Raw genomic sequence first — 18,854 nt, 5'->3', positions numbered from 1 at the left:
TTCTTTTCCTCTCTTCCTTTTTATGATCTACGTAACAAGACTTTCGCAAAGTAGTTTCCTAAATTTTGAGCTATCTGTACGAGAATAATAAGTAAAACAACCGTTACAAACATAACTGATGTATCAAAACGTTGATAACCATATGTCATTGCCAAGTCACCAAGACCGCCACCACCGACAAGCCCAGCAACTGCAGAAAATTCAATTAAACCAACTGTCATAAATGTGACACCTAAGATTAATGGTGCTAACGCTTCTGGTACAAGGATTTCAAAAACGATTCTAATTGGCGAGGCGCCCATTGCTTGTGCTGCCTCAATTACTCCTTTGGGAACGGAAACAAGATTTGTTTCAACCATTCTAGCAATACCAATTGATGCGACTAACGTCATCGGGAAAATTGCTGCTGCTGTTCCAATCGTCGTTCCAATAACGCTTCTCGTTAGTGGACTTAAAGCTACTAAAAAGATAATGAATGGTACCGGACGAATTGTATTAATTATGATGTTAAGAATAGAAAAGACCCATTTATTTTCTAAAAAGTTTCCTTTTCTCGTTACATATAAAAGTAAACCTAGAGGTATACCCAGAATTGTAGCGAATATAAGGGTTACAATTACCATTAAGAGGGTATCCCCCGTCGCATCTAGTATGCGCGGCCAAAATATACTCCAATCAACTCGCATGAGCTTCTACCTCCTTCAGCTGCACTTGCAGTCTTAGATGTTGTAATGCTTTTTGAATTTCCCTCTGCTCACCTTGCAATTCTACAAGCAGATTTCCAAATAGCACATTTTGAAGTTCAATAATATTTCCATACAGTACATTTACATCGACGTTATAGTTTTTTGCGATATATGATAGTACCGGCTGTCCTGTCTCCTCACCAGTAAATGTTAGACGATAAATTTGACCACCATTTTGAATTTTCGCTAGAACACTTTCTGGTAAATGATCATTAATAACAGAACGTACAAAGTTTTGAGTCGTCTTTGTTTTTGGTTGCGTGAAAACATCGAACAGTTTTCCTTCTTCAATAACTTTTCCCTTCTCCATTACAGCTACACGGTGACAAATTTCTTTCACAACATGCATTTCATGTGTAATAAGAAGGATTGTTAAATTGTATTCTCGATTTACTTTCTTTAATAAGTTTAGAATTTCTGTCGTCGTTTCTGGATCTAAGGCTGATGTTGCCTCATCACATATAAGAATATCTGGCGATGTCGCAAGTGCTCTAGCAATACCAACACGTTGTTTTTGTCCCCCTGATAGCTGTTCTGGATAATAGTTTGCTTTATCTTCTAACCCTACAAACTTCAGCAGTTCATTCACTCGTTCCTTTATCTCGTTCTTTGGCAATTTCGCTAACTTTAATGGATAAGCAATATTCCCAAACACTGTTCTTGAATTAAATAAATTAAAGCTTTGAAAAATCATTCCGATTCTTTGTCTTAGTTTGCGCAATTCTTTCGTCGATAATGATGTAATATCTTTATCATCTATTGCAATCGTTCCTGACGTTGGTCTCTCTAACATATTTACTAAGCGTAATAATGTACTCTTTCCAGCGCCACTAAAACCGATAATGCCAAAAATTTCGCCTTTCTCAACTGATAATGTTACATCCTCCACCGCATGAACAGATCGCCCAGCTGATTCATACACTTTACTTACATTGTTAAAAGAAATCATTTTTTCCCCTCCTATATGCTGTAAAAACTTGAAGTAGAGCTTTCGAGGTAAAATAAAAAGTGCTCTCCTTCTTATCAACCATAAAGATAAGAAGGAGAGCACTTATATGTACTCGTTCACATCTTCTCATCTTCCAAGCCTTTATATGGCTTGCTGGAGTTAGCACGGTATTAAAAAACCCGTTGCTGAGGTATCGTAGGGCCAGTCCCTCCACCTCTCTGGATAAGAATGTATCGATTTAATTGTCATTTAATTAATTCTCATTATAGAACTCAGAATAATAAGAGTCAATACATTTTTTAGAAAAATATTAATTATTCCTTTATTAAAATTTTCAGATGAAAATTCATGAGAAAATAGTAACTTTCAAGGTTATTTAAAATTCTTCTTCCTCATATTTTTAAACAGGAGAATCCTCTCTACGAATTGAATAAATTTATTTGAATATGAAACTCGGAGGCAGATAAATATATGAAAACAGCTCTTTTACTCGTCGATATTCAAAACGATTATTTTCCAAATGGAAAGATGGAATTGCGTAATCCAGTAGAAGCAAGCGAATATGCTAATCAGTTATTACAACACTTTAGAACAAACAGCGAACCTATTTTTCATATCCAACACGTAGCTATAAAAGATGACGCTACTTTTTTCCTACCTAATACAGAAGGTGTACATATTCACGAAAGCGTACGTCCACTTAGAGAAGAAACAGTTATAGTCAAACATTATCCAAATAGCTTCCGAGAAACTAATCTTCTAGAGCAATTACAGCGTTTAGACATTGAACATGTCGTCGTATGCGGGATGATGACTCATATGTGTATTGATGCTACAGTAAGGGCTGCATTCGATTTTGGATTTCAATGTACCGTTATACATGATGCTTGTGCTACAAAAGACCTTTCTTTTAAGAATGCTACTATACCAGCTGTTTATATTCATAATACAATTTTAGCAAGTTTGAATAATATATATGCGGAAATACTTAGCACAAAAGAGTTTGTCCAACGAAAAAAATCCTTTTGAAAATTCAAAAGGATTTTTTTCGACTATATTATATTTACCATCTATTCATGCCCTATTTTGAGGAATTCATATCATACTTATAAAAATCTCACTAATTATTTACATTGATACATTATCATTTTTAATATCTTTTGATTGAGTCCAATTTCCCCATAAAAATTGAATATTACATGTACGAGAAGCTTCCTTAAAACTCATTCCTGTTAATGGATAACATGTGATTTTTATACTTGCAAAAATTATAATTGCTATCATTGTTATAACTGTAATTATTATGAAAGCAACTAATAACATCCAAATTGATTGTGCTGGCCAAATATTCAATCTATTCCCAATATATACAACTACTAAATTATGCATTAAATACACACCAAATGAAAAAGCAGATAAAATTTGTATCCACTTAAACATAAACGGATTCATTGAGTAATTTCTAAAATACTCTTTTACTAATAAGAAGATTGAACCTGAAAGCATTACTTCGAATACTCTAACGTATGCCTTAAAATCCTCAGAGTATTCCCCTATTTTAACCGTTGCATACCAAGTACCCAATATAATTAAAAGTGTATCTATAACGATTATGGATAGTAACAACCTTTTGGATACCTTCTTCTCATATGTCATTAAATAATAACCTATGAGGAAATACCCTATATATCCGCCTAAAAAGTTCATATCAAAATTAGGATACAACGTAAATATTGGTTTTAATTCATTTGGAACTAGTACTGCAATTGTTGGCAATAGCGAACTTACTATAAACCAAAGAATTAACATGTACTTTATAAGCTCTTTACTTAAAGCATCTACCATTTTCTTCAAAAGAGGAGAAAGAATATACAAAGGAATAATGGCATACATAAACCAAAGATGTACTGTCGCTGCTTGATTCGGTATGTATAAAATACTCTTAATAACATTTGTTATTTGTATCGGCCTTGGCGTAAAGTATAACACAGCAATAGTTGACCATATAATAAATGGCACAATTAATTTTGGCAAACGTTCTGTATAAGTTATTTTAAGTGATTCCGTTTTACTACTCCTCATTAACATCGCACCAGAAATCATAAAGAAGATAGGTACACTTGTACTAAATACAGTTGTCAGTGCATTCGTTATATGCCAAGTACCCGAACCGATATTCCCCCGTAAACTTCCTGCAGCAGTATGAAGAAACACTACCGCAAACATCGAAAATACACGTAGTACGTCAACATATTCAACATAATTCTTTTTATTCATCTAACAATCATCCCTTCCCACATAACATTTCCCCTCACCATTTTTGTCTTTTCCAAAAGTACAAATCTATTATGCCAGAATATAATCAATATTAAAATAATAACTGAAACTTAAAATCTCGATATTCGATTATAAAACCACTTAGTATACTATACAAAATCCTAAAAATAAATTCAATTTTTTTCTTATATATTTAATATTTTCCAAATCAACTACTTAAATAGAGAGTTTTTCTTCTATCTAATTATTGAACATTCCGAAATCAAAACTCTTGATCTATGTCAATAAAAAAACACTCCTTTCAGTGAGCAAAACCGAAAGGAGTGTTCCTTGTCGAACCATAGATTTTCTTTCAAATTGTATTATACAGGAAATTCTCAAAATGAATACTAAAAAATATGACTAATACGTCAACTTTTCTCATTATTTTATTTCTGTTTACATGTTTATCCCGCTATTAATAGGTTTTAGCTCATTCTCTTCGAACGACGGTAATATATGGGGTTTCAATTTTAAAAGGAGCTCTTCACACTTTGTGAAGAGCTCCTCTACTATTTCTTATAAAGTTTCAGAAGTAGTTTTTGCTTGCATGTGAAGTGCTAAGTAATCAGGTCCACCAGCTTTAGAGTCTGTACCAGACATGTTAAAGCCACCGAATGGTTGGTAACCTACGATTGCACCAGTACATCCACGGTTGAAGTATAAGTTACCAACGTGGAAGTCTTCACGTGCTTTTTCAATATGGTCACGGTTGTTAGTAATAACAGCACCTGTTAAACCGTATTCCGTATTGTTTGCAATTGCAAGTGCATGATCGAAGTCTTTTGCTTTACAGAATGCTACTACTGGTCCGAAGATTTCTTCTTTCATTAAGCGAGCATCTTCTGCAACATCAGCAACGATTGTTGGTTGGATGAACCAGCCTTTAGAATCGTCTCCTTCTCCACCTGCTAAGATTCTACCTTCTTCTTTACCAATTGCAACATAGCTCATTACTTTATCGAATGCAGCTTGGTCATTAACAGGACCCATGTTTGTACCTAATACTGCTGGGTTAGCAACTGTTAATTCTTTTGTTAATTCAACAGCACGATTTAATACGTGATCGTATACATCTTCGTGGATTACTGCACGAGAACATGCAGAACATTTTTGTCCTGAGAATCCGAATGCTGATGCAACGATAGACTTAGCTGCTAATTCAAGATCTGCTTCTTTATCAACAACGATTGTATCTTTACCGCCCATTTCAGCGATAACGCGTTTTAACCAAATTTGGCCTGGGTTTACTTTCGCTGCACGCTCATAGATACGGATACCTACATCACGAGATCCCGTGAAGCTTACGAAACGTGTACGAGGATGATCTACTAAGTAGTCACCAACTTCAGAACCATTACCTGGAACGAAGTTTACTACGCCAGCTGGTAAGCCAGCTTCTTCTAATACTTCCATAAATTTCGCTGCTACTACAGGAGTTGTACTAGCTGGTTTTAGTAATACTGTGTTACCAGAAACTAAAGCAGCTGTTGTCATACCTGCCATAATTGCGAATGGGAAGTTCCAAGGAGAAATGATAACACCTACTCCTAATGGAATGTAAGAGAAACGATTATATTCAATTGGACGGCTTTCTACTGGAATACCGTCTTTTAATTTTAACATTTGACGACCATAATATTCCATAAAGTCGATTGCTTCTGCTGTATCAGCATCTGCCTCATTCCATGGCTTACCTGCTTCTTTTACAAGAATAGCAGAGAATTCATGTTTTCTGCGACGAACGATTGCTGCAGCACGGAATAAAATGTCTGCACGCATTTCTGGCTTTGATTTTCTCCAAGTTTGGAATGTTTCATCCGCTACTTGCATTGCTTTTTCAGCTAACTCACGGCTTGCTTTTGAAACACGACCAACAAGTTCCTCTTTATTTGCAGGGTTTACAGAAACAATTTTGTCTTCTGTAGTAATTTTTTCTCCCCCAATAATTAATGGATAGTCTTGTCCAAGATAAGATTCTACTTTCTTTAAACCTTCTTCAAACGCTAATTTGTTAGCCTCCACTGAAAAATCTGTAAATGGCTCATGTTTGTATGCTACTACCATTTTTTTTAGCCTCCCCTTAGAAAAACGTTTACATTTTACAACATTATTCTACACGATAATTTAGATTTATTCAAATATTCCTAGACTTATATTTTAAAAATTAATAAATTTTTAAAATATAATAAAAAAAAGAGATTCATACATGCGTATGAATCTACAAAATATGAGTATATTCCAAAACATTTTTCCCGATCAATAATATAGTAACTAATAAAAATAAAGTCCTTACATATCCAACGCCTTTTTGAACCGCAAACTTCGATCCCAAATAAGCACCTAAGATCATTGATAATCCCATGATAATACCGTATTCAAAATGAATTATATCTAAAAATAAAAAAGTAATTAAAGATACAATATTACTAACAAAGTTCAAAAGTTTTCCAGATGCTGCCGCTTGAATAAAATCCAAACCAATTAATAAAAATGCAAAAATTAAAAATGACCCTGTCCCTGGTCCAAAAAATCCATCATAAAATCCTATCATTAAAATAACAAAGAAAAATATTAATGTTTTTCTTTGCGTCATCTTCTTATAGGTAGACACACTTCCCCAATTCTTTTTTGCAATAATATAAATAGCAATAAATACCAACATTACAAGTACTAATGGGCGTAAAATATCCGATGGAATAAATTTTACTACTAAAGCACCTGCAACAGCTCCAACAATAGTTAACGGGATTAACTTTCCTACAATTTTAAAATCAACTTTTCCTGATCGAATGAAATACATCGCACTCGTAAACGTCCCCATTGTTGCTGCTAATTTATTCGTTGCAATTGCCGAAGCTGGCGATAAGCCAACAAACATAAGCGCAGGAAGCGAAATTAACCCTCCTCCTCCAACAACAGAATCAATAAAAGCTGCTAAAAAACCGAATGCAATTAATAAAATAATGACTTGAAAACTTAATTCTTCCATGAACTTTACCCCTTACCCCTATTATTTACAACATTTTAAATTATAACAAAATTACATAAGAAAAAAAGCTGTTCCATAGAGGAACAGCCTTCATATTTAATCTAAAATTTTCACAAGTGGTTCATCTTGTTTTGCTTCACGTATAATAATAGCTTCTGGGCGTTCTACAGATTTAATCGTTACTTGTACTTTCATATAATTCGGGAAGTATTCCATAACAAGCCCTGCCACATATTGTGTAAAACCAATTATTTCAGCTTTTCCATTAAACTGGACAGGAATATCAAGCTTCATTTCTCTTAATTCATCATCTCTATACATACCAGTACCAATAACAGCTGTATAGTCGCCTTGGAAATAATCGCTTAGTTTTGCCTTAAAGTTGGATACTCTTGCAAGATCTTCACGTTTATTATCTGTTTTCGCTTGCTCTGATGGGAACAAATAGTATTTCTCATTAATTTGTTTCCAATCTTCAACCGTTTCACTACCTTTTTCTACATTTGCATAAGAAACAAAGTTACCTGGTACGAGCGAAGACTTTGGAGATTGGCGATAAATCGCAAATGTTATCGGAATATTTTTTGTATCAGGTTGTTTTTGATGTATAACTTTCAAAATTTCTTGCGCCATTTTTTTCCCTTCAGCTAACATCTTTTCATCCGGGATTGCAGCTTCACGTGGATAACCATGCTCTTCGTTAAAATATTGAACAGAATTCATTGCTAATCCAACTACCATACCAACACGTTCCTCGCTGTTATCGCCTTTTTTCACATAATAATCATGCTCTAAAATATTTGAAATATATATTGGATTTTTTTTATTTTTCACTTCTAGTGATTCGGATCCCGTTCCTAACGCAGGGTTTAATCCTATATTAGGAAATTTAACTGCATCTTTTTTTAATTTGTCCTCTAGTTCCTTTTGTTCAGCATCTGTACGTTTTCTTTTAACAAGCATCTGTATCACTTGAGTATCTAGAGCACTTCCACCTTTTAAAAAATTATCTTTCGTATTAAATGATTCTTTTGCAATTCGCATTAATCCTGTTTCAAATTCATCTATATCAAGACGACTATTTAGCCCTTGCACCACTAAACCACGTGCATTTCCACCATCAAATGGAATAGTCGTCTTATAATATTCATCCGAAATAGCGTATTTTGGAACAACTGATTGTTCTTTTGCTTTCCCCGATTTCTCAGCCACTTTTTCATCTTTGTCGGCACCTGCACTACACCCACTTACAATTAGGCCCAGGCTTAATATCGCTAATGCTATTTTTTTCATGGTAAGTTTGCACCTCTTACTTATTTAGCTCTTGTAAGAACCTCTCTTCATTCCAAACCTCAACATTATGTTTCTCCGCTTGTGCTAATTTCGAACCAGCTGCTTCACCTGCAACAACCAAATCCGTACTCTTACTAACACTTCCTGTTACTTTTCCACCTAATGCCTCAATCTTCTTCTTCGCTTCACTTCGTCCCATAACTTCTAGCTTACCTGTTAAAACAACCGTTTTTCCTGCGAAGTAAGATTCAACATTTTGTAAATCTGCAATTTTTATACCTTTGTATGTCATATTCACGCCATACTCTTTAAACTGCTGTAATAATTCTAATACATCTTCATTATCAAAATATGTCACAACAGATTGAGCCATTTTTTCGCCAATTTCATTAATTGCTTTTAGTTCTTCTTCTGTTGCTTTTACAAGCTCATCCATCGTTTCAAAGTGCTCTGCAAATGTACGTGCTGCTTTCGCTCCAACGTGGCGAATTCCAAGACCAAATAATAATCGCTCTAACGAGTTTTCTTTAGAATTTTCAATTGCTTGTATTAAGTTTGTTGCTGATTTTTCACCAAAACGTTCTAACTGTAATAATTGCTCTTTCGTCAATGCATATAAATCAGCAAATGTACGAATATAATCTGCATCAAAGAGTTGTGTAATGACACGTTCTCCAAGTCCATCAATATTCATCGCATTTCTTGAAACGAAATGGATTAATCCCTCTCGAATTTGAGCCGGACAAGTCGGATTTATACATCGAAGTGCTACTTCTTCTTCTAAACGAACAAGTTCACTCTCACATGCTGGACAATGCGTTGGCATACGGTATTCTTCTTCTTCACCAGTACGCTTATCAAAAATAACGTTCACAACTTCAGGAATAATATCTCCAGCCTTCTTCACAACAACGTAGTCACCAATTCGAATGTCTTTTTCACGAATCAAATCTTCGTTATGTAAAGAAGCACGGCGAACAATCGTACCAGCAACTCTCACTGGCTCTAGCTCTGCAGTCGGCGTTACAACCCCTGTTCGGCCAACACTTAATTCAATGCCTGTTAGTCTCGTTACAACTTCTTCAGCTGGGAATTTATAAGCAATCGCCCATCGTGGACTCTTCGCTGTAGTTCCTAGACTTTCTTGAAGAGCAACATCATCTACTTTTATAACGATTCCATCAATCTCATAATCAAGATGCGGACGTTTTTCTTGCCATTCTTCTACATAAGCTATAACCTCTTCGATTGTTTCACATGTACGGCGATTTGGATTTGTCTTAAATCCGAGTTCACCTAAGAAATCAAGCGATTCACTGTGCGATGGAATTGTTTTTTCTTCTACATTCGCAAGACCGTACACAAACATAGATAAGTTACGCTTCGCTGCAATTTTCGGATCAAGTTGACGTATTGAACCTGCTGCTGCATTACGCGGATTCGCAAATACATCTTCTCCATTTTGCTCTTTTTCTTCATTTAGTTTAACGAATGAACGCTTCGGCATATAAGCTTCGCCTCGTGCTTCTAACGTTACTTCTTCATTTAAACGAAGTGGGATAGCTTTAATCGTTTTTAAATTTTGAGTAATATCTTCACCCGTTACACCATCACCACGTGTCGCCCCTTGAATGAAGCGTCCTTTTTCATAATGAAGCGAAACGGCAAGCCCGTCAATTTTTAATTCACATATATATCTTACATTCGCACCATCAATTCCTTGACATACTCTTCTGTCGAAATCACGCAAATCCCCTTCGTTAAATGCATTCCCTAAACTTAACATTGGTGACTTATGTGTTACTTTTTCAAATATATCAAGAATAGTTCCCCCAACGCGAACGGAGGGAGAATCTTCACTCATAAACTCTGGGTTCTCTGCTTCTAATTTTATAAGCTCCTGCATATCACGGTCATATTCCGCATCAGAAACAGAAGGATTGTCTAATACGTGATATTGATAATTAAATGTATTTAACAAATCACGCAGTTCTTCTATACGTTTTTTTGCTATCTCTTTTGACATATCCTCATTCCTTTCTATTGTTTCGTCACAGGTGCAAATTTTGCTAACAAACGTTTAACACCAATCGGGCTTGGGAACGCAATATCTAATTCTTTTGCATCACCTTCACCTTTTACACTTACAACTGTACCGATTCCCCATTTTTGGTGGGAAGCTTTATCGCCTACTGCCCAGCCAATTTGCTCACCGCCTGTCGTCTTAGCTGCTGGACGCGCGAAAGCTGAACGAGAGCGTGTTGCGGTTGTCGTTGTCATTTTACTGCTACTTGTTGTTCTGCCTTTTGCACCAAACGAATTTTCACGCTTCGGCGCTGTTTCATTTAATGATTCCACTAGTTCTGCCGGGATTTCTGTAATGAAGCGAGACGCAGCGTTCATACTTGTTCTACCAAATAAAGTACGCATTTGCGCATTAGATAAATATAACTCTTCTTCTGCACGAGTAATACCTACATAAGCAAGACGACGTTCTTCTTGCATTTCATCCTCTTCCATAAGAGAACGAGTATGAGGGAATATCCCTTCCTCTAAACCAACAATAAAGACAACCGGGAACTCTAATCCTTTTGCTGAGTGCATCGTCATTAAAATAACTTCTTCACCAGCAGTTGGGTCTTCATCTACACGATCAATATCAGCAACAAGTGCTAAATCTGTTAAGAATGCAACAAGGCTCTTATCTTCACTTTGAGATTCAAATGTTTGCGTAACAGATAAGAATTCGTCTAAGTTTTCTAAACGACCTTCCGCTTCTAAAGAACGCTCATTTTTCAACATATCGCGATAGCCTGTTTTTTCAATAACTTCTTCTACTAATTCTGTAACAGATAAATACTCTTGCATATTTACCCAGTTGTGTAATAAACTTGCGAATTCTTTTACTGCCTTTGTAATTTTTGCACTTACTCCAACATGCTCAATCTCATCAAATACAGCAGTTAATGAAATTCCGTTTTGCACACCATAATTAATAATTTTATCGATAGAAGTCGCACCAATACCACGCTTTGGCATGTTAATAATACGTGCAAAACTAATTTCATCATCTGGATTACCGATTAAACGTAAGTACGCCAAAATATCTTTAATCTCTTTACGGTCGTAGAACTTAGTTCCCCCGACAATTTTGTACGGAATGTTAGATTTAAGGAAAATCTCCTCGACCATACGAGACTGAGCATTCGTACGATATAGCACTGCAAAATCAGTGTATTTTCGTTTCCCCATTTGAAGATCGTCACGAATTTTTTTCGCAACAAAATATGCTTCGTCCTTTTCAGTTGCGGCACGATAATACGAGATTTTACTTCCAACTTGATTGTCTGTCCATAATTTCTTCGGTTTACGATTCGTATTTTTTTCAATAACAGCATTCGCTGCATTTAAAATATTTTGTGACGAACGATAGTTTTGTTCTAACAAAATTACCTGTGCATTCTCATAGTCTTTTTCAAATGACAAAATGTTAGAAATATCTGCACCACGCCAGCGATAAATAGACTGGTCAGAGTCACCTACAACGCAAAGATTTTTAAAACGTGCTGCCAAATGTTTAACAAGAAGATATTGCGCTTTGTTCGTATCTTGATACTCATCAACATGAATATATTGGAACTTACGCTGATAAAACTCTAATACTTCTGGAACACGTTCAAATAGCTGAATAGTCGTCATAATTAAATCATCAAAGTCTAATGAATTATTTTTCAAAAGACGTTTTTGATACTCTGTGTATACATCGCTCGTTAATTTTTCATATGGATCAGCCATTGTAATTTTTTTTGCATATTTATCCGCAGATAACAGTTCATTTTTTGCATTACTAATACCCGCTAAAATAGAGCGCGGCTCAAATTTCTTCGGATCAATATTGCGCTCTTTCATAATTTTTTTGACTACAGTTAGCTGATCACCTGAATCTAAGATTGTAAAGTTACGATTAATACCAATACGATCGATATCGCGTCGTAAAATACGTACACACATAGAGTGGAACGTCGAAATCCAAATATCTTCTGCTTCTGGTCCCACAAGTTTATCAATACGCTCGCGCATTTCACGAGCTGCTTTATTTGTGAAGGTAATAGCTAGTACATTCCATGGTGCTACACCTTTTTCACCAAGCAAATACGCAATACGGTGTGTTAACACGCGTGTCTTACCACTACCTGCACCTGCCATTAGTAGAAGTGGTCCATTCGTTGTTTGTACTGCTTTTTGTTGCTGTGGATTTAAACCGTTTAATAACTTATCTGTCATACTCATATACGCCTGCACCTACTCTCCTTTTACTGCTTTAACTGTTTTTAACGCCGATTTTATATCATCATAAATAATATTTCCAACAACTACTGTATCAGCATATTGCGCCATTTCTTTCGCCTGTTCTGCATTAGAAATACCACCGCCATAATATAACTTGGCTTGTTTCAATTCTGCTTTTACATTTTTAACAAGTTCAACATCTCCATACGTACCGCTATATTCTAAATAAAATATCGGTAAATGTAATAACTTGTCTGCTAAACGCGCATATGCAATAACGTCATCTTCTGTTAAATCACATTTCGCATCTGTAAGCTGGGCTACTTTCGCTTCGGGATTTAAAACACAATACCCTTCCATAAAAATTTCGTCCCAGTCCATAATATCCCCAAATTCTTTCAATGCCTCATGATGAACACCTGTTACCCATTCTACTTTTCGGCTATTTAAAACACTTGGGATGTAATAAAAATCAAATCCTGGTGTAATTGCTTCTACATCAGAAACCTCTAATACACAAGGAACTGCATATCTACGAATGCTAACTAGCATGTGTAATACGTTATCAATTGTAACTCCATCACTTCCGCCTACAATAACAGCATCCGTTCCAGACTCACAAATCATTTCTAAATGTTCGTCACTTAACTCCTTATTTGGATCAAGCTTAAATACATGTTTCCACCCGGAAATATCGTACATGAAAACACCCTTTCTTTTCTCTATTTATGTATATTTCTGTTCAAAATAACAGTTTATTTTCATTAGGATTTTTTTAACTTCACCTTAAATATTTGTTTAAAACGGAGAATTAAGTTTTGAATTCCCTCTTCCACATTTTTTCAAACGAGAGGATTTAATTTTGAACTTCCTTTTATGCATTCTTTCATTATAACAAAAAAAGCTACTGACACACACGCCGAATCCAACATCTTTTTCAACGTCAAATGTTGGATTACATATCCCAAAAATCACACGGGATACTAATAAGAGAAGTAGTATTTACTATTTCAATTTTCATAAAAAGGAGTGTTTTTCTAATGAAGCAAAACATCGGGACAATAAACGCTCTAATTCGAATTACACTTGGGCTTGTCCTCTTCGGATGTAGTGCAACTAAACTTGTACGCAAGCCGTGGTGCACTTGGTCTAACATTTTTCTATGGATTGGTGCAATGAAAGTTGCAGAGGGAATTGTTCGCTTCTGCCCTATTGTTGAAGCGTGGAAATTTGGAAAATACATGAATATGGGCGCATTTAAAATGCCTGGCATGAATTTTACTGAAAAAGGACATGCTAAAGAAGAAGTGAATCAAACTTCCGCTCATGACAAGCCAAAGTCAAAGGGAAGTTATGACGCTTCTGACAAAGAGATTGAGTCAGCGATTGAAGAAATAATCCTGGCAAAACCGCTTTGAATCATTTGTCACGATGCAAGATGCTCTCAAAGGGACTTAGCTGCTGCAGTGGGCGGTTAAGTCTTCTTTATTTTACCATAAAACAGAACGTATATTCTTATTTCTAACTTTAAAATGTACATAAAAGATATCAATCAATAAATTTCAGAAAATTAGGTGCATACCCCTTGCTTAAAATGATATAAAAGTGATATCATTTTTATATCAGGAGGCGATCATATGAAAGAAAAACAAGTATTTTATGTAAATGGTTTTCTCGGTATTATTGGAATTTTGATTTTAGCTGCTATCGGTATATTTTTCCTTGCACAAGAAATTTTCGTAGGAGCAGCACTAACTATTATATTAGCCGCAATTCTCGCTACAGGTATCGGTATTGTTCAACCGAATCAAGCGAAAGTTATTACGTTCTTTGGTAATTATTTAGGAACAATTCGTCAAAATGGTTTATTTTTAACAATTCCATTCGCATTCCGTCAAACTGTCTCATTACGTGTTGAAAACTTTAATAGTAAGAAATTAAAAGTAAACGATGTTGAGGGAAATCCGATTGAAATTGCAGCTGTTATTGTATATAAAGTAGTTGATTCTGCAAAAGCAATGTTCGGTGTTGAACATTACGATCGATTTGTAGAAATTCAAAGTGAAACAGCAATCCGCCACGTCGCAACAAAATATCCTTATGACAATTTCCAAGATGAAACTTGCATTACGTTACGCGGGAATACTGAAGAAATCTCTGAAGAATTAAAGCGTGAGTTAGAAGCGCGCCTTGAAATCGCAGGCGTAGAAGTATTAGAAACTCGTTTAACACATTTAGCTTATGCAACAGAAATTGCCCATGCGATGCTACAACGTCAACAAGCAAAAGCGGTATTAGCTGCTAGAAAAGAGATTGTTGAAGGTGCTGTGAAGATGGCGAAGGATTCAATCCATATGTTAGATGAGGAAGGCGTACTTGAATTAGATGACGAGCGTAAAGCGAATATGGTAAACAACCTATTAGTTGCCATCGTTTCAGATAAAGGTGCGCAACCAGTTATTAATACAGGAAGCCTATACTAAGGGCTATAAGTAATTATGGCTAAAAAGAAAAGCTTTCCATTACGTATTGATCCTGAATTACACGCAGTCATCGAAAAATGGGCAAATGATGAGTTTCGTAGCGTCAATGCACACATCGAGTATTTACTTCGAGAAATGGCAAAGCAAAAAGGAAAATTGAAGAAAGATAAAGATGCATGAACAAACAGCCCACTGAATTTTCAGCGGGCTGTTTTTATACAAAGCAAGTCATCAATAAACTTGCTTAACGCTGCTGTTCTCACACTATCTTTCCGATAAATAAAATAAGTCGGAATAAACCTGTTTTCATGTACTAACGGTGTATGAATAAGTTCTTTATGGCTATCAAATTGCTCTGCTACTTCACGTGGTAACATAGACACCCCAAGTCCAGCTTTTACGCATCCAATAATACCGTCTAAAGAATTTAATTCCATTATTTTTTTTGGAACAATCCCTTCAGATAGTAACCATTCTTCTAAAACTTTTCTATAAAAACAACCTGATTGAAAAACGATAAAAGACTGCGATTCCGAATATCCGTTATCCCACAAAACATTCCGCTTTGAAAGTAACATCATTTCCTCTTGGAATACTTCTATCTTTTCTAAAGCTGGATCAGCTATACAATCAGCTACAAATGCCCCCTCTATTTCATATAAGAGTACCTTCTTCGTTAATTCTTCCGTATTGTGCGTTTGCAACATAATTTCCACTTCTGGATAGCGCATATGATAATTAGCTAAAATCGTGGGCAATCTAACAGCTGCTGCTGTTTCCATCGCTCCAATTTTCAATACTCCTCCAGGCTCCGCTGTATGTTTTACTTGCCTTTTTGATTCATTTAATAATTGAATCATTTTTTCAGCGTATGTTAACAACTTTTCTCCGGCTGGTGTTAATGTAACTCCATCTCGATGCCTATAAAATAATTGTGTTTCATATTCAGCTTCTAGCCGTTTTATTTTTGCTGTTATGTTTGATTGAACAAAATTCAACCGAATAGCTGCTCTTGAAATACTTTTCTCCTGCGCGACCATATAAAAAGCTACAAAATCTTGTAAGTTCATTCGTTCATATCCCTTCGTTCATATCATTAATTTTGATATTACATATAAAAAATCAGTATTTTACGCCCCATATATATTCCTCTATCATATATATTAGAAGATATTTCAAGAAGGGAGATTATATGAAAGAAACAAAAACATGGAAAATGATTATAGCTGGGATATGTTCTTTAATAGCTGTCATGGGTATTAGTCGGTTCGCCTACACACCGATTATTTCTTTTATGGAAAAGCAAGCCCATATAGAAGATGACCTCGCTGGATATTTAGCGTCCATTAATTATCTTGGTTATTTACTTGGGGCATTCTTTATTGGATTCATTACGATAAAAAATCGTGAAAAAATATTACACCACTGTTTATTCTTCAATGTTCTTTCAACTCTTTGTATGGGCTTAACCTCTTATATCTTTTTATGGTTTCCCCTTCGCTTTATCGGTGGTTTCACAAGTGCAATTGTATTTGTTCTTGCCTCTAGTATTGTTTTAGATTATTTATTTCAAAGTAATAAAGTCATGCTAGGTGGCATGATTTATAGCGGTGTTGGAATTGGCATTATTTTCTCTGGAAGTTTCGCACCTTTATTCAACTCAATTTGGAATTGGCAAGGTGCATGGATTGGGTTAGGAATTATTAGTTTTAGTTTAGCTATCCTTGTATGGAAATGGTTAAGAGAGGACAGTAGACATACTATACAGCAACCAAAAAGTACTATACAAGCTACATCTCATAGAAAAAACTATTTATTTTGGCTTATTTTAGCTTACGGATTCGAAGGGTTTGGCTATATCATTACAGGGACCTTCCTTGTCACCATTGTAGAAAGAATTACACTATCACCCTTCTATGCATCTTGTAGCTGGATTATTGTCGGTATTGCTGTCATCCCATCTAGTTACATTTGGTCCACTGTTGCTCGGAAGTACGGACCAACACGAGCTCTTACATCCGCCTATATGTTACAAATTATAAGTTTACTTTCTCTACTCCTTATTCCAAACCTTTTTGGGGCATTTCTAAGTGCATTCCTTCTAGGTGCTACATTCGTCGGAATTACAATTTTAACAACTACAGAAGCAAAACGAATAAGACCGAATGAAAGTAATAAAATCATTGGTTATACGACAGGTGTTTATGGGATTGGCCAAATTATCGGTCCAATCTTTACAGGTATTATTGCAGAGCAAATGCAAAGTTTTTCCCTCCCACTCCTTGTCGCTGCTCTTACGTTAATCATCTCAATACTGCTATTATTAATTGGAGAAATAAGATGTAAGCAGGTAGAGAAAAAGTGTATATAGATACAAATAGTTTATAATCTCTTGAAAAGATTCAACGTACTATACTCTATTTCCTATAAAAAAAGAAGCTAACATATGTTAGCTTCGCGTAATCTCATGCCCAATCGCACGATATCCTATATCACTACGATAAAATAAGCCATCGCTTTCAATCTTTGCGATTTCTTTATACACTCTATCTTTCGCTTCTTGTAAGTCTTTCGCTTTATAAGCAATAAATAGTACACGGCCACCATTTGTTACAAAATCCCCATGTTTCATCGCTGTACCTGAATGAAAGACAATAGCATCTTCTAAACGATCTAATCCTGTAATAATTTCACCTTTTTTATACGCTTCTGGATATCCTTTTGAAGCAAGTACAACACCAATTACTGCTTCCTCTGACCACTCTAACACTAACTCACTTTCATCTAATACAGCGTTACATACATCAACTAAATCATTTTCTAAGCGAGGTAATACAACTTCTGTTTCAGGATCACCAAAGCGTGCATTAAATTCAATTACCTTTGGACCATCATTTGTTAAAATAAGCCCTGCATATAAAATCCCTGTAAACGATCGATTTTCTTGGAGCATCGCTTGAGCAGTTGGATGTAATACGGTTTGAATCGCTTCTTGGACTGCTGATTCTGGAATTTGTGGTACTGGAGAATATGCACCCATTCCGCCTGTATTTGGGCCTTTATCAGCATCAAAAGCTCGTTTATGGTCCTGAGCGATTACCATCGGATGTACAGTTGTTCCATTTACAAATGCCATTAATGAAAATTCTTGTCCATCTAAAAACTCTTCAATAACAACCTTCTTACTTGCCGCGCCGAACTTCACATCTTGTAGCATTTCTTTCACAGCTTGTAATGCCTCTTCAAGCGTCATTGCTACCGTTACCCCTTTACCAGCAGCTAATCCGTCAGCTTTAATAACGATTGGTGCACCAACTTTTTGAATGTACTGTACTGCTTCTTCATAATCGGTAAAAGTTTCGTACGCCCCAGTTGGAATATCATACTTTTTCATAAGCTCTTTTGTAAAAGCTTTACTACCTTCAATAACAGCAGCCGCCTTATTTGGACCAAATACGCGAAGTCCCTCTTCTTTAAAACGATCAACAATTCCATTCATAAGTGGAATTTCTGGTCCAACGAAAGTTAATTCCACATTATTCTCTTTGGCAAATAAAACTAATGCATCAAAATCATTTTCATCAATATCAACTGGTATTGCAACATCTCGCATACCTTCATTACCTGGTGCTACATATACCTTTTTCACTTTTGCAGATTGTGCAAACTTCCAAGCTAAAGCATGCTCACGCCCACCGCGGCCAATTACTAAAACATTCATATTTCATCCCCCAATAATTAAATAAGTACAAACTAGAAGCTATGCTCCTAGTTTGCTTTTTCAT

At 35.6% G+C, this 18,854-nt stretch carries 16 protein-coding genes and 1 riboswitch; of the genes, 5 read left to right on the top strand and 11 right to left on the bottom strand.

Annotated elements, in window-relative coordinates:
• Positions 1-20: 20 nt before the first annotated feature.
• Entirely contained in the window at positions 21-686 is a 666-nt protein-coding gene (locus tag AC3EMB_RS01810) for a methionine ABC transporter permease (protein ID WP_001261865.1), read from the bottom strand.
• Positions 676-1,695: a methionine ABC transporter ATP-binding protein gene (locus AC3EMB_RS01805; protein WP_053565390.1), complete on the bottom strand. Its 1,020-nt coding sequence runs from the start codon at positions 1,693-1,695 to the stop codon at positions 676-678. Before AC3EMB_RS01805 ends, AC3EMB_RS01810 begins: the two co-directional genes overlap by 11 nt.
• A 123-nt stretch (positions 1,696-1,818) precedes the next feature.
• Positions 1,819-1,924: riboswitch (SAM riboswitch) on the bottom strand.
• A 242-nt stretch (positions 1,925-2,166) separates the two neighbouring features.
• Here AC3EMB_RS01805 and AC3EMB_RS01800 point away from each other — a divergent pair.
• The gene (locus AC3EMB_RS01800) at positions 2,167-2,724 is read left to right on the top strand and encodes a cysteine hydrolase family protein (protein WP_053565391.1); all 558 of its coding nucleotides are present in this window, start codon (positions 2,167-2,169) and stop codon (positions 2,722-2,724) included.
• Positions 2,725-2,823: 99 nt separating this feature from the next.
• Here AC3EMB_RS01800 and AC3EMB_RS01795 read toward each other — a convergent pair whose 3' ends face one another.
• From AC3EMB_RS01795 to pcrB, 7 genes are all read right to left on the bottom strand, one after another.
• Positions 2,824-3,972 (bottom strand): acyltransferase, encoded by a 1,149-nt coding sequence (locus tag AC3EMB_RS01795; protein WP_053565392.1) that lies wholly within the window; start codon positions 3,970-3,972, stop codon positions 2,824-2,826.
• A 558-nt stretch (positions 3,973-4,530) separates the two neighbouring features.
• On the bottom strand, positions 4,531-6,078 hold the full coding sequence (gene pruA, locus AC3EMB_RS01790; protein WP_000259555.1) for an L-glutamate gamma-semialdehyde dehydrogenase: 1,548 nt from the start codon (positions 6,076-6,078) through the stop codon (positions 4,531-4,533).
• Between the two features lie 154 nt (positions 6,079-6,232).
• Entirely contained in the window at positions 6,233-7,003 is a 771-nt protein-coding gene (locus AC3EMB_RS01785) for a TSUP family transporter (RefSeq protein WP_000391979.1), read from the bottom strand.
• A 96-nt stretch (positions 7,004-7,099) separates the two neighbouring features.
• Positions 7,100-8,296 (bottom strand): CamS family sex pheromone protein, encoded by a 1,197-nt coding sequence (locus AC3EMB_RS01780; RefSeq protein ID WP_053565394.1) that lies wholly within the window; start codon positions 8,294-8,296, stop codon positions 7,100-7,102.
• A 16-nt stretch (positions 8,297-8,312) separates the two neighbouring features.
• Positions 8,313-10,322 carry an NAD-dependent DNA ligase LigA gene (gene ligA / locus AC3EMB_RS01775; RefSeq protein ID WP_023520911.1) on the bottom strand — a complete coding sequence of 670 codons (2,010 nt, stop codon included), beginning with the start codon at positions 10,320-10,322 and terminating at the stop codon, positions 8,313-8,315.
• A 14-nt stretch (positions 10,323-10,336) separates the two neighbouring features.
• Entirely contained in the window at positions 10,337-12,586 is a 2,250-nt protein-coding gene (gene pcrA, locus AC3EMB_RS01770; RefSeq protein WP_139213320.1) for a DNA helicase PcrA, read from the bottom strand.
• 12 nt (positions 12,587-12,598) lie between these two features.
• On the bottom strand, positions 12,599-13,288 hold the full coding sequence (gene pcrB, locus AC3EMB_RS01765; RefSeq protein WP_488517416.1) for a heptaprenylglyceryl phosphate synthase: 690 nt from the start codon (positions 13,286-13,288) through the stop codon (positions 12,599-12,601).
• A gap of 338 nt (positions 13,289-13,626) precedes the next feature.
• Here pcrB and AC3EMB_RS01760 point away from each other — a divergent pair, with 338 nt between their 5' ends.
• From AC3EMB_RS01760 to AC3EMB_RS01750, 3 genes are all read left to right on the top strand, one after another.
• The gene (locus AC3EMB_RS01760; protein WP_000812341.1) at positions 13,627-14,004 is read left to right on the top strand and encodes a YgaP family membrane protein; all 378 of its coding nucleotides are present in this window, start codon (positions 13,627-13,629) and stop codon (positions 14,002-14,004) included.
• A gap of 219 nt (positions 14,005-14,223) precedes the next feature.
• Positions 14,224-15,069 carry an SPFH domain-containing protein gene (locus AC3EMB_RS01755; protein ID WP_053565395.1) on the top strand — a complete coding sequence of 282 codons (846 nt, stop codon included), beginning with the start codon at positions 14,224-14,226 and terminating at the stop codon, positions 15,067-15,069.
• Between the two features lie 15 nt (positions 15,070-15,084).
• Positions 15,085-15,249, top strand: a complete 165-nt coding sequence (locus tag AC3EMB_RS01750; RefSeq protein WP_001085171.1) for a type II toxin-antitoxin system antitoxin — start codon at positions 15,085-15,087, stop codon at positions 15,247-15,249.
• A gap of 20 nt (positions 15,250-15,269) precedes the next feature.
• Here the strand turns inward: AC3EMB_RS01750 and AC3EMB_RS01745 are convergent, their stop codons facing one another.
• Complete coding sequence (locus tag AC3EMB_RS01745; protein ID WP_053565396.1) at positions 15,270-16,139, bottom strand: LysR family transcriptional regulator; 870 nt, start codon at positions 16,137-16,139, stop codon at positions 15,270-15,272.
• 122 nt (positions 16,140-16,261) lie between these two features.
• Here AC3EMB_RS01745 and AC3EMB_RS01740 point away from each other — a divergent pair, with 122 nt between their 5' ends.
• Positions 16,262-17,440 carry a YbfB/YjiJ family MFS transporter gene (locus tag AC3EMB_RS01740; RefSeq protein ID WP_488517415.1) on the top strand — a complete coding sequence of 393 codons (1,179 nt, stop codon included), beginning with the start codon at positions 16,262-16,264 and terminating at the stop codon, positions 17,438-17,440.
• A gap of 78 nt (positions 17,441-17,518) precedes the next feature.
• Here AC3EMB_RS01740 and purD read toward each other — a convergent pair whose 3' ends face one another.
• Positions 17,519-18,790, bottom strand: coding sequence for a phosphoribosylamine--glycine ligase (gene purD / locus AC3EMB_RS01735; protein WP_090978166.1), 1,272 nt, complete (start codon positions 18,788-18,790; stop codon positions 17,519-17,521).
• Positions 18,791-18,854: the final 64 nt, after the last annotated feature.

The sequence above is a fragment of the Bacillus sp. LQ16 genome, assembly GCF_057784645.1.
The sequence above is the reverse complement of the archived record's forward strand: the minus strand, read 5'-3'. Positions and strand labels throughout refer to the sequence as shown.

What these genes read in the sequence shown, in the direction of transcription:
- AC3EMB_RS01810 (WP_001261865.1), bottom strand. Translation starts at nt 686, where the DNA reads ATGCGAGTTGATTGGAGTATATTTTGGCCGCGCATACTAGATGCGACG.
- AC3EMB_RS01805 (WP_053565390.1), bottom strand. Translation starts at nt 1,695, where the DNA reads ATGATTTCTTTTAACAATGTAAGTAAAGTGTATGAATCAGCTGGGCGA.
- AC3EMB_RS01800 (WP_053565391.1), top strand. Translation starts at nt 2,167, where the DNA reads ATGAAAACAGCTCTTTTACTCGTCGATATTCAAAACGATTATTTTCCA.
- AC3EMB_RS01795 (WP_053565392.1), bottom strand. Translation starts at nt 3,972, where the DNA reads ATGAATAAAAAGAATTATGTTGAATATGTTGACGTACTACGTGTATTT.
- pruA (WP_000259555.1), bottom strand. Translation starts at nt 6,078, where the DNA reads ATGGTAGTAGCATACAAACATGAGCCATTTACAGATTTTTCAGTGGAG.
- AC3EMB_RS01785 (WP_000391979.1), bottom strand. Translation starts at nt 7,003, where the DNA reads ATGGAAGAATTAAGTTTTCAAGTCATTATTTTATTAATTGCATTCGGT.
- AC3EMB_RS01780 (WP_053565394.1), bottom strand. Translation starts at nt 8,296, where the DNA reads ATGAAAAAAATAGCATTAGCGATATTAAGCCTGGGCCTAATTGTAAGT.
- ligA (WP_023520911.1), bottom strand. Translation starts at nt 10,322, where the DNA reads ATGTCAAAAGAGATAGCAAAAAAACGTATAGAAGAACTGCGTGATTTG.
- pcrA (WP_139213320.1), bottom strand. Translation starts at nt 12,586, where the DNA reads ATGAGTATGACAGATAAGTTATTAAACGGTTTAAATCCACAGCAACAA.
- pcrB (WP_488517416.1), bottom strand. Translation starts at nt 13,288, where the DNA reads ATGTACGATATTTCCGGGTGGAAACATGTATTTAAGCTTGATCCAAAT.
- AC3EMB_RS01760 (WP_000812341.1), top strand. Translation starts at nt 13,627, where the DNA reads ATGAAGCAAAACATCGGGACAATAAACGCTCTAATTCGAATTACACTT.
- AC3EMB_RS01755 (WP_053565395.1), top strand. Translation starts at nt 14,224, where the DNA reads ATGAAAGAAAAACAAGTATTTTATGTAAATGGTTTTCTCGGTATTATT.
- AC3EMB_RS01750 (WP_001085171.1), top strand. Translation starts at nt 15,085, where the DNA reads ATGGCTAAAAAGAAAAGCTTTCCATTACGTATTGATCCTGAATTACAC.
- AC3EMB_RS01745 (WP_053565396.1), bottom strand. Translation starts at nt 16,139, where the DNA reads ATGAACTTACAAGATTTTGTAGCTTTTTATATGGTCGCGCAGGAGAAA.
- AC3EMB_RS01740 (WP_488517415.1), top strand. Translation starts at nt 16,262, where the DNA reads ATGAAAGAAACAAAAACATGGAAAATGATTATAGCTGGGATATGTTCT.
- purD (WP_090978166.1), bottom strand. Translation starts at nt 18,790, where the DNA reads ATGAATGTTTTAGTAATTGGCCGCGGTGGGCGTGAGCATGCTTTAGCT.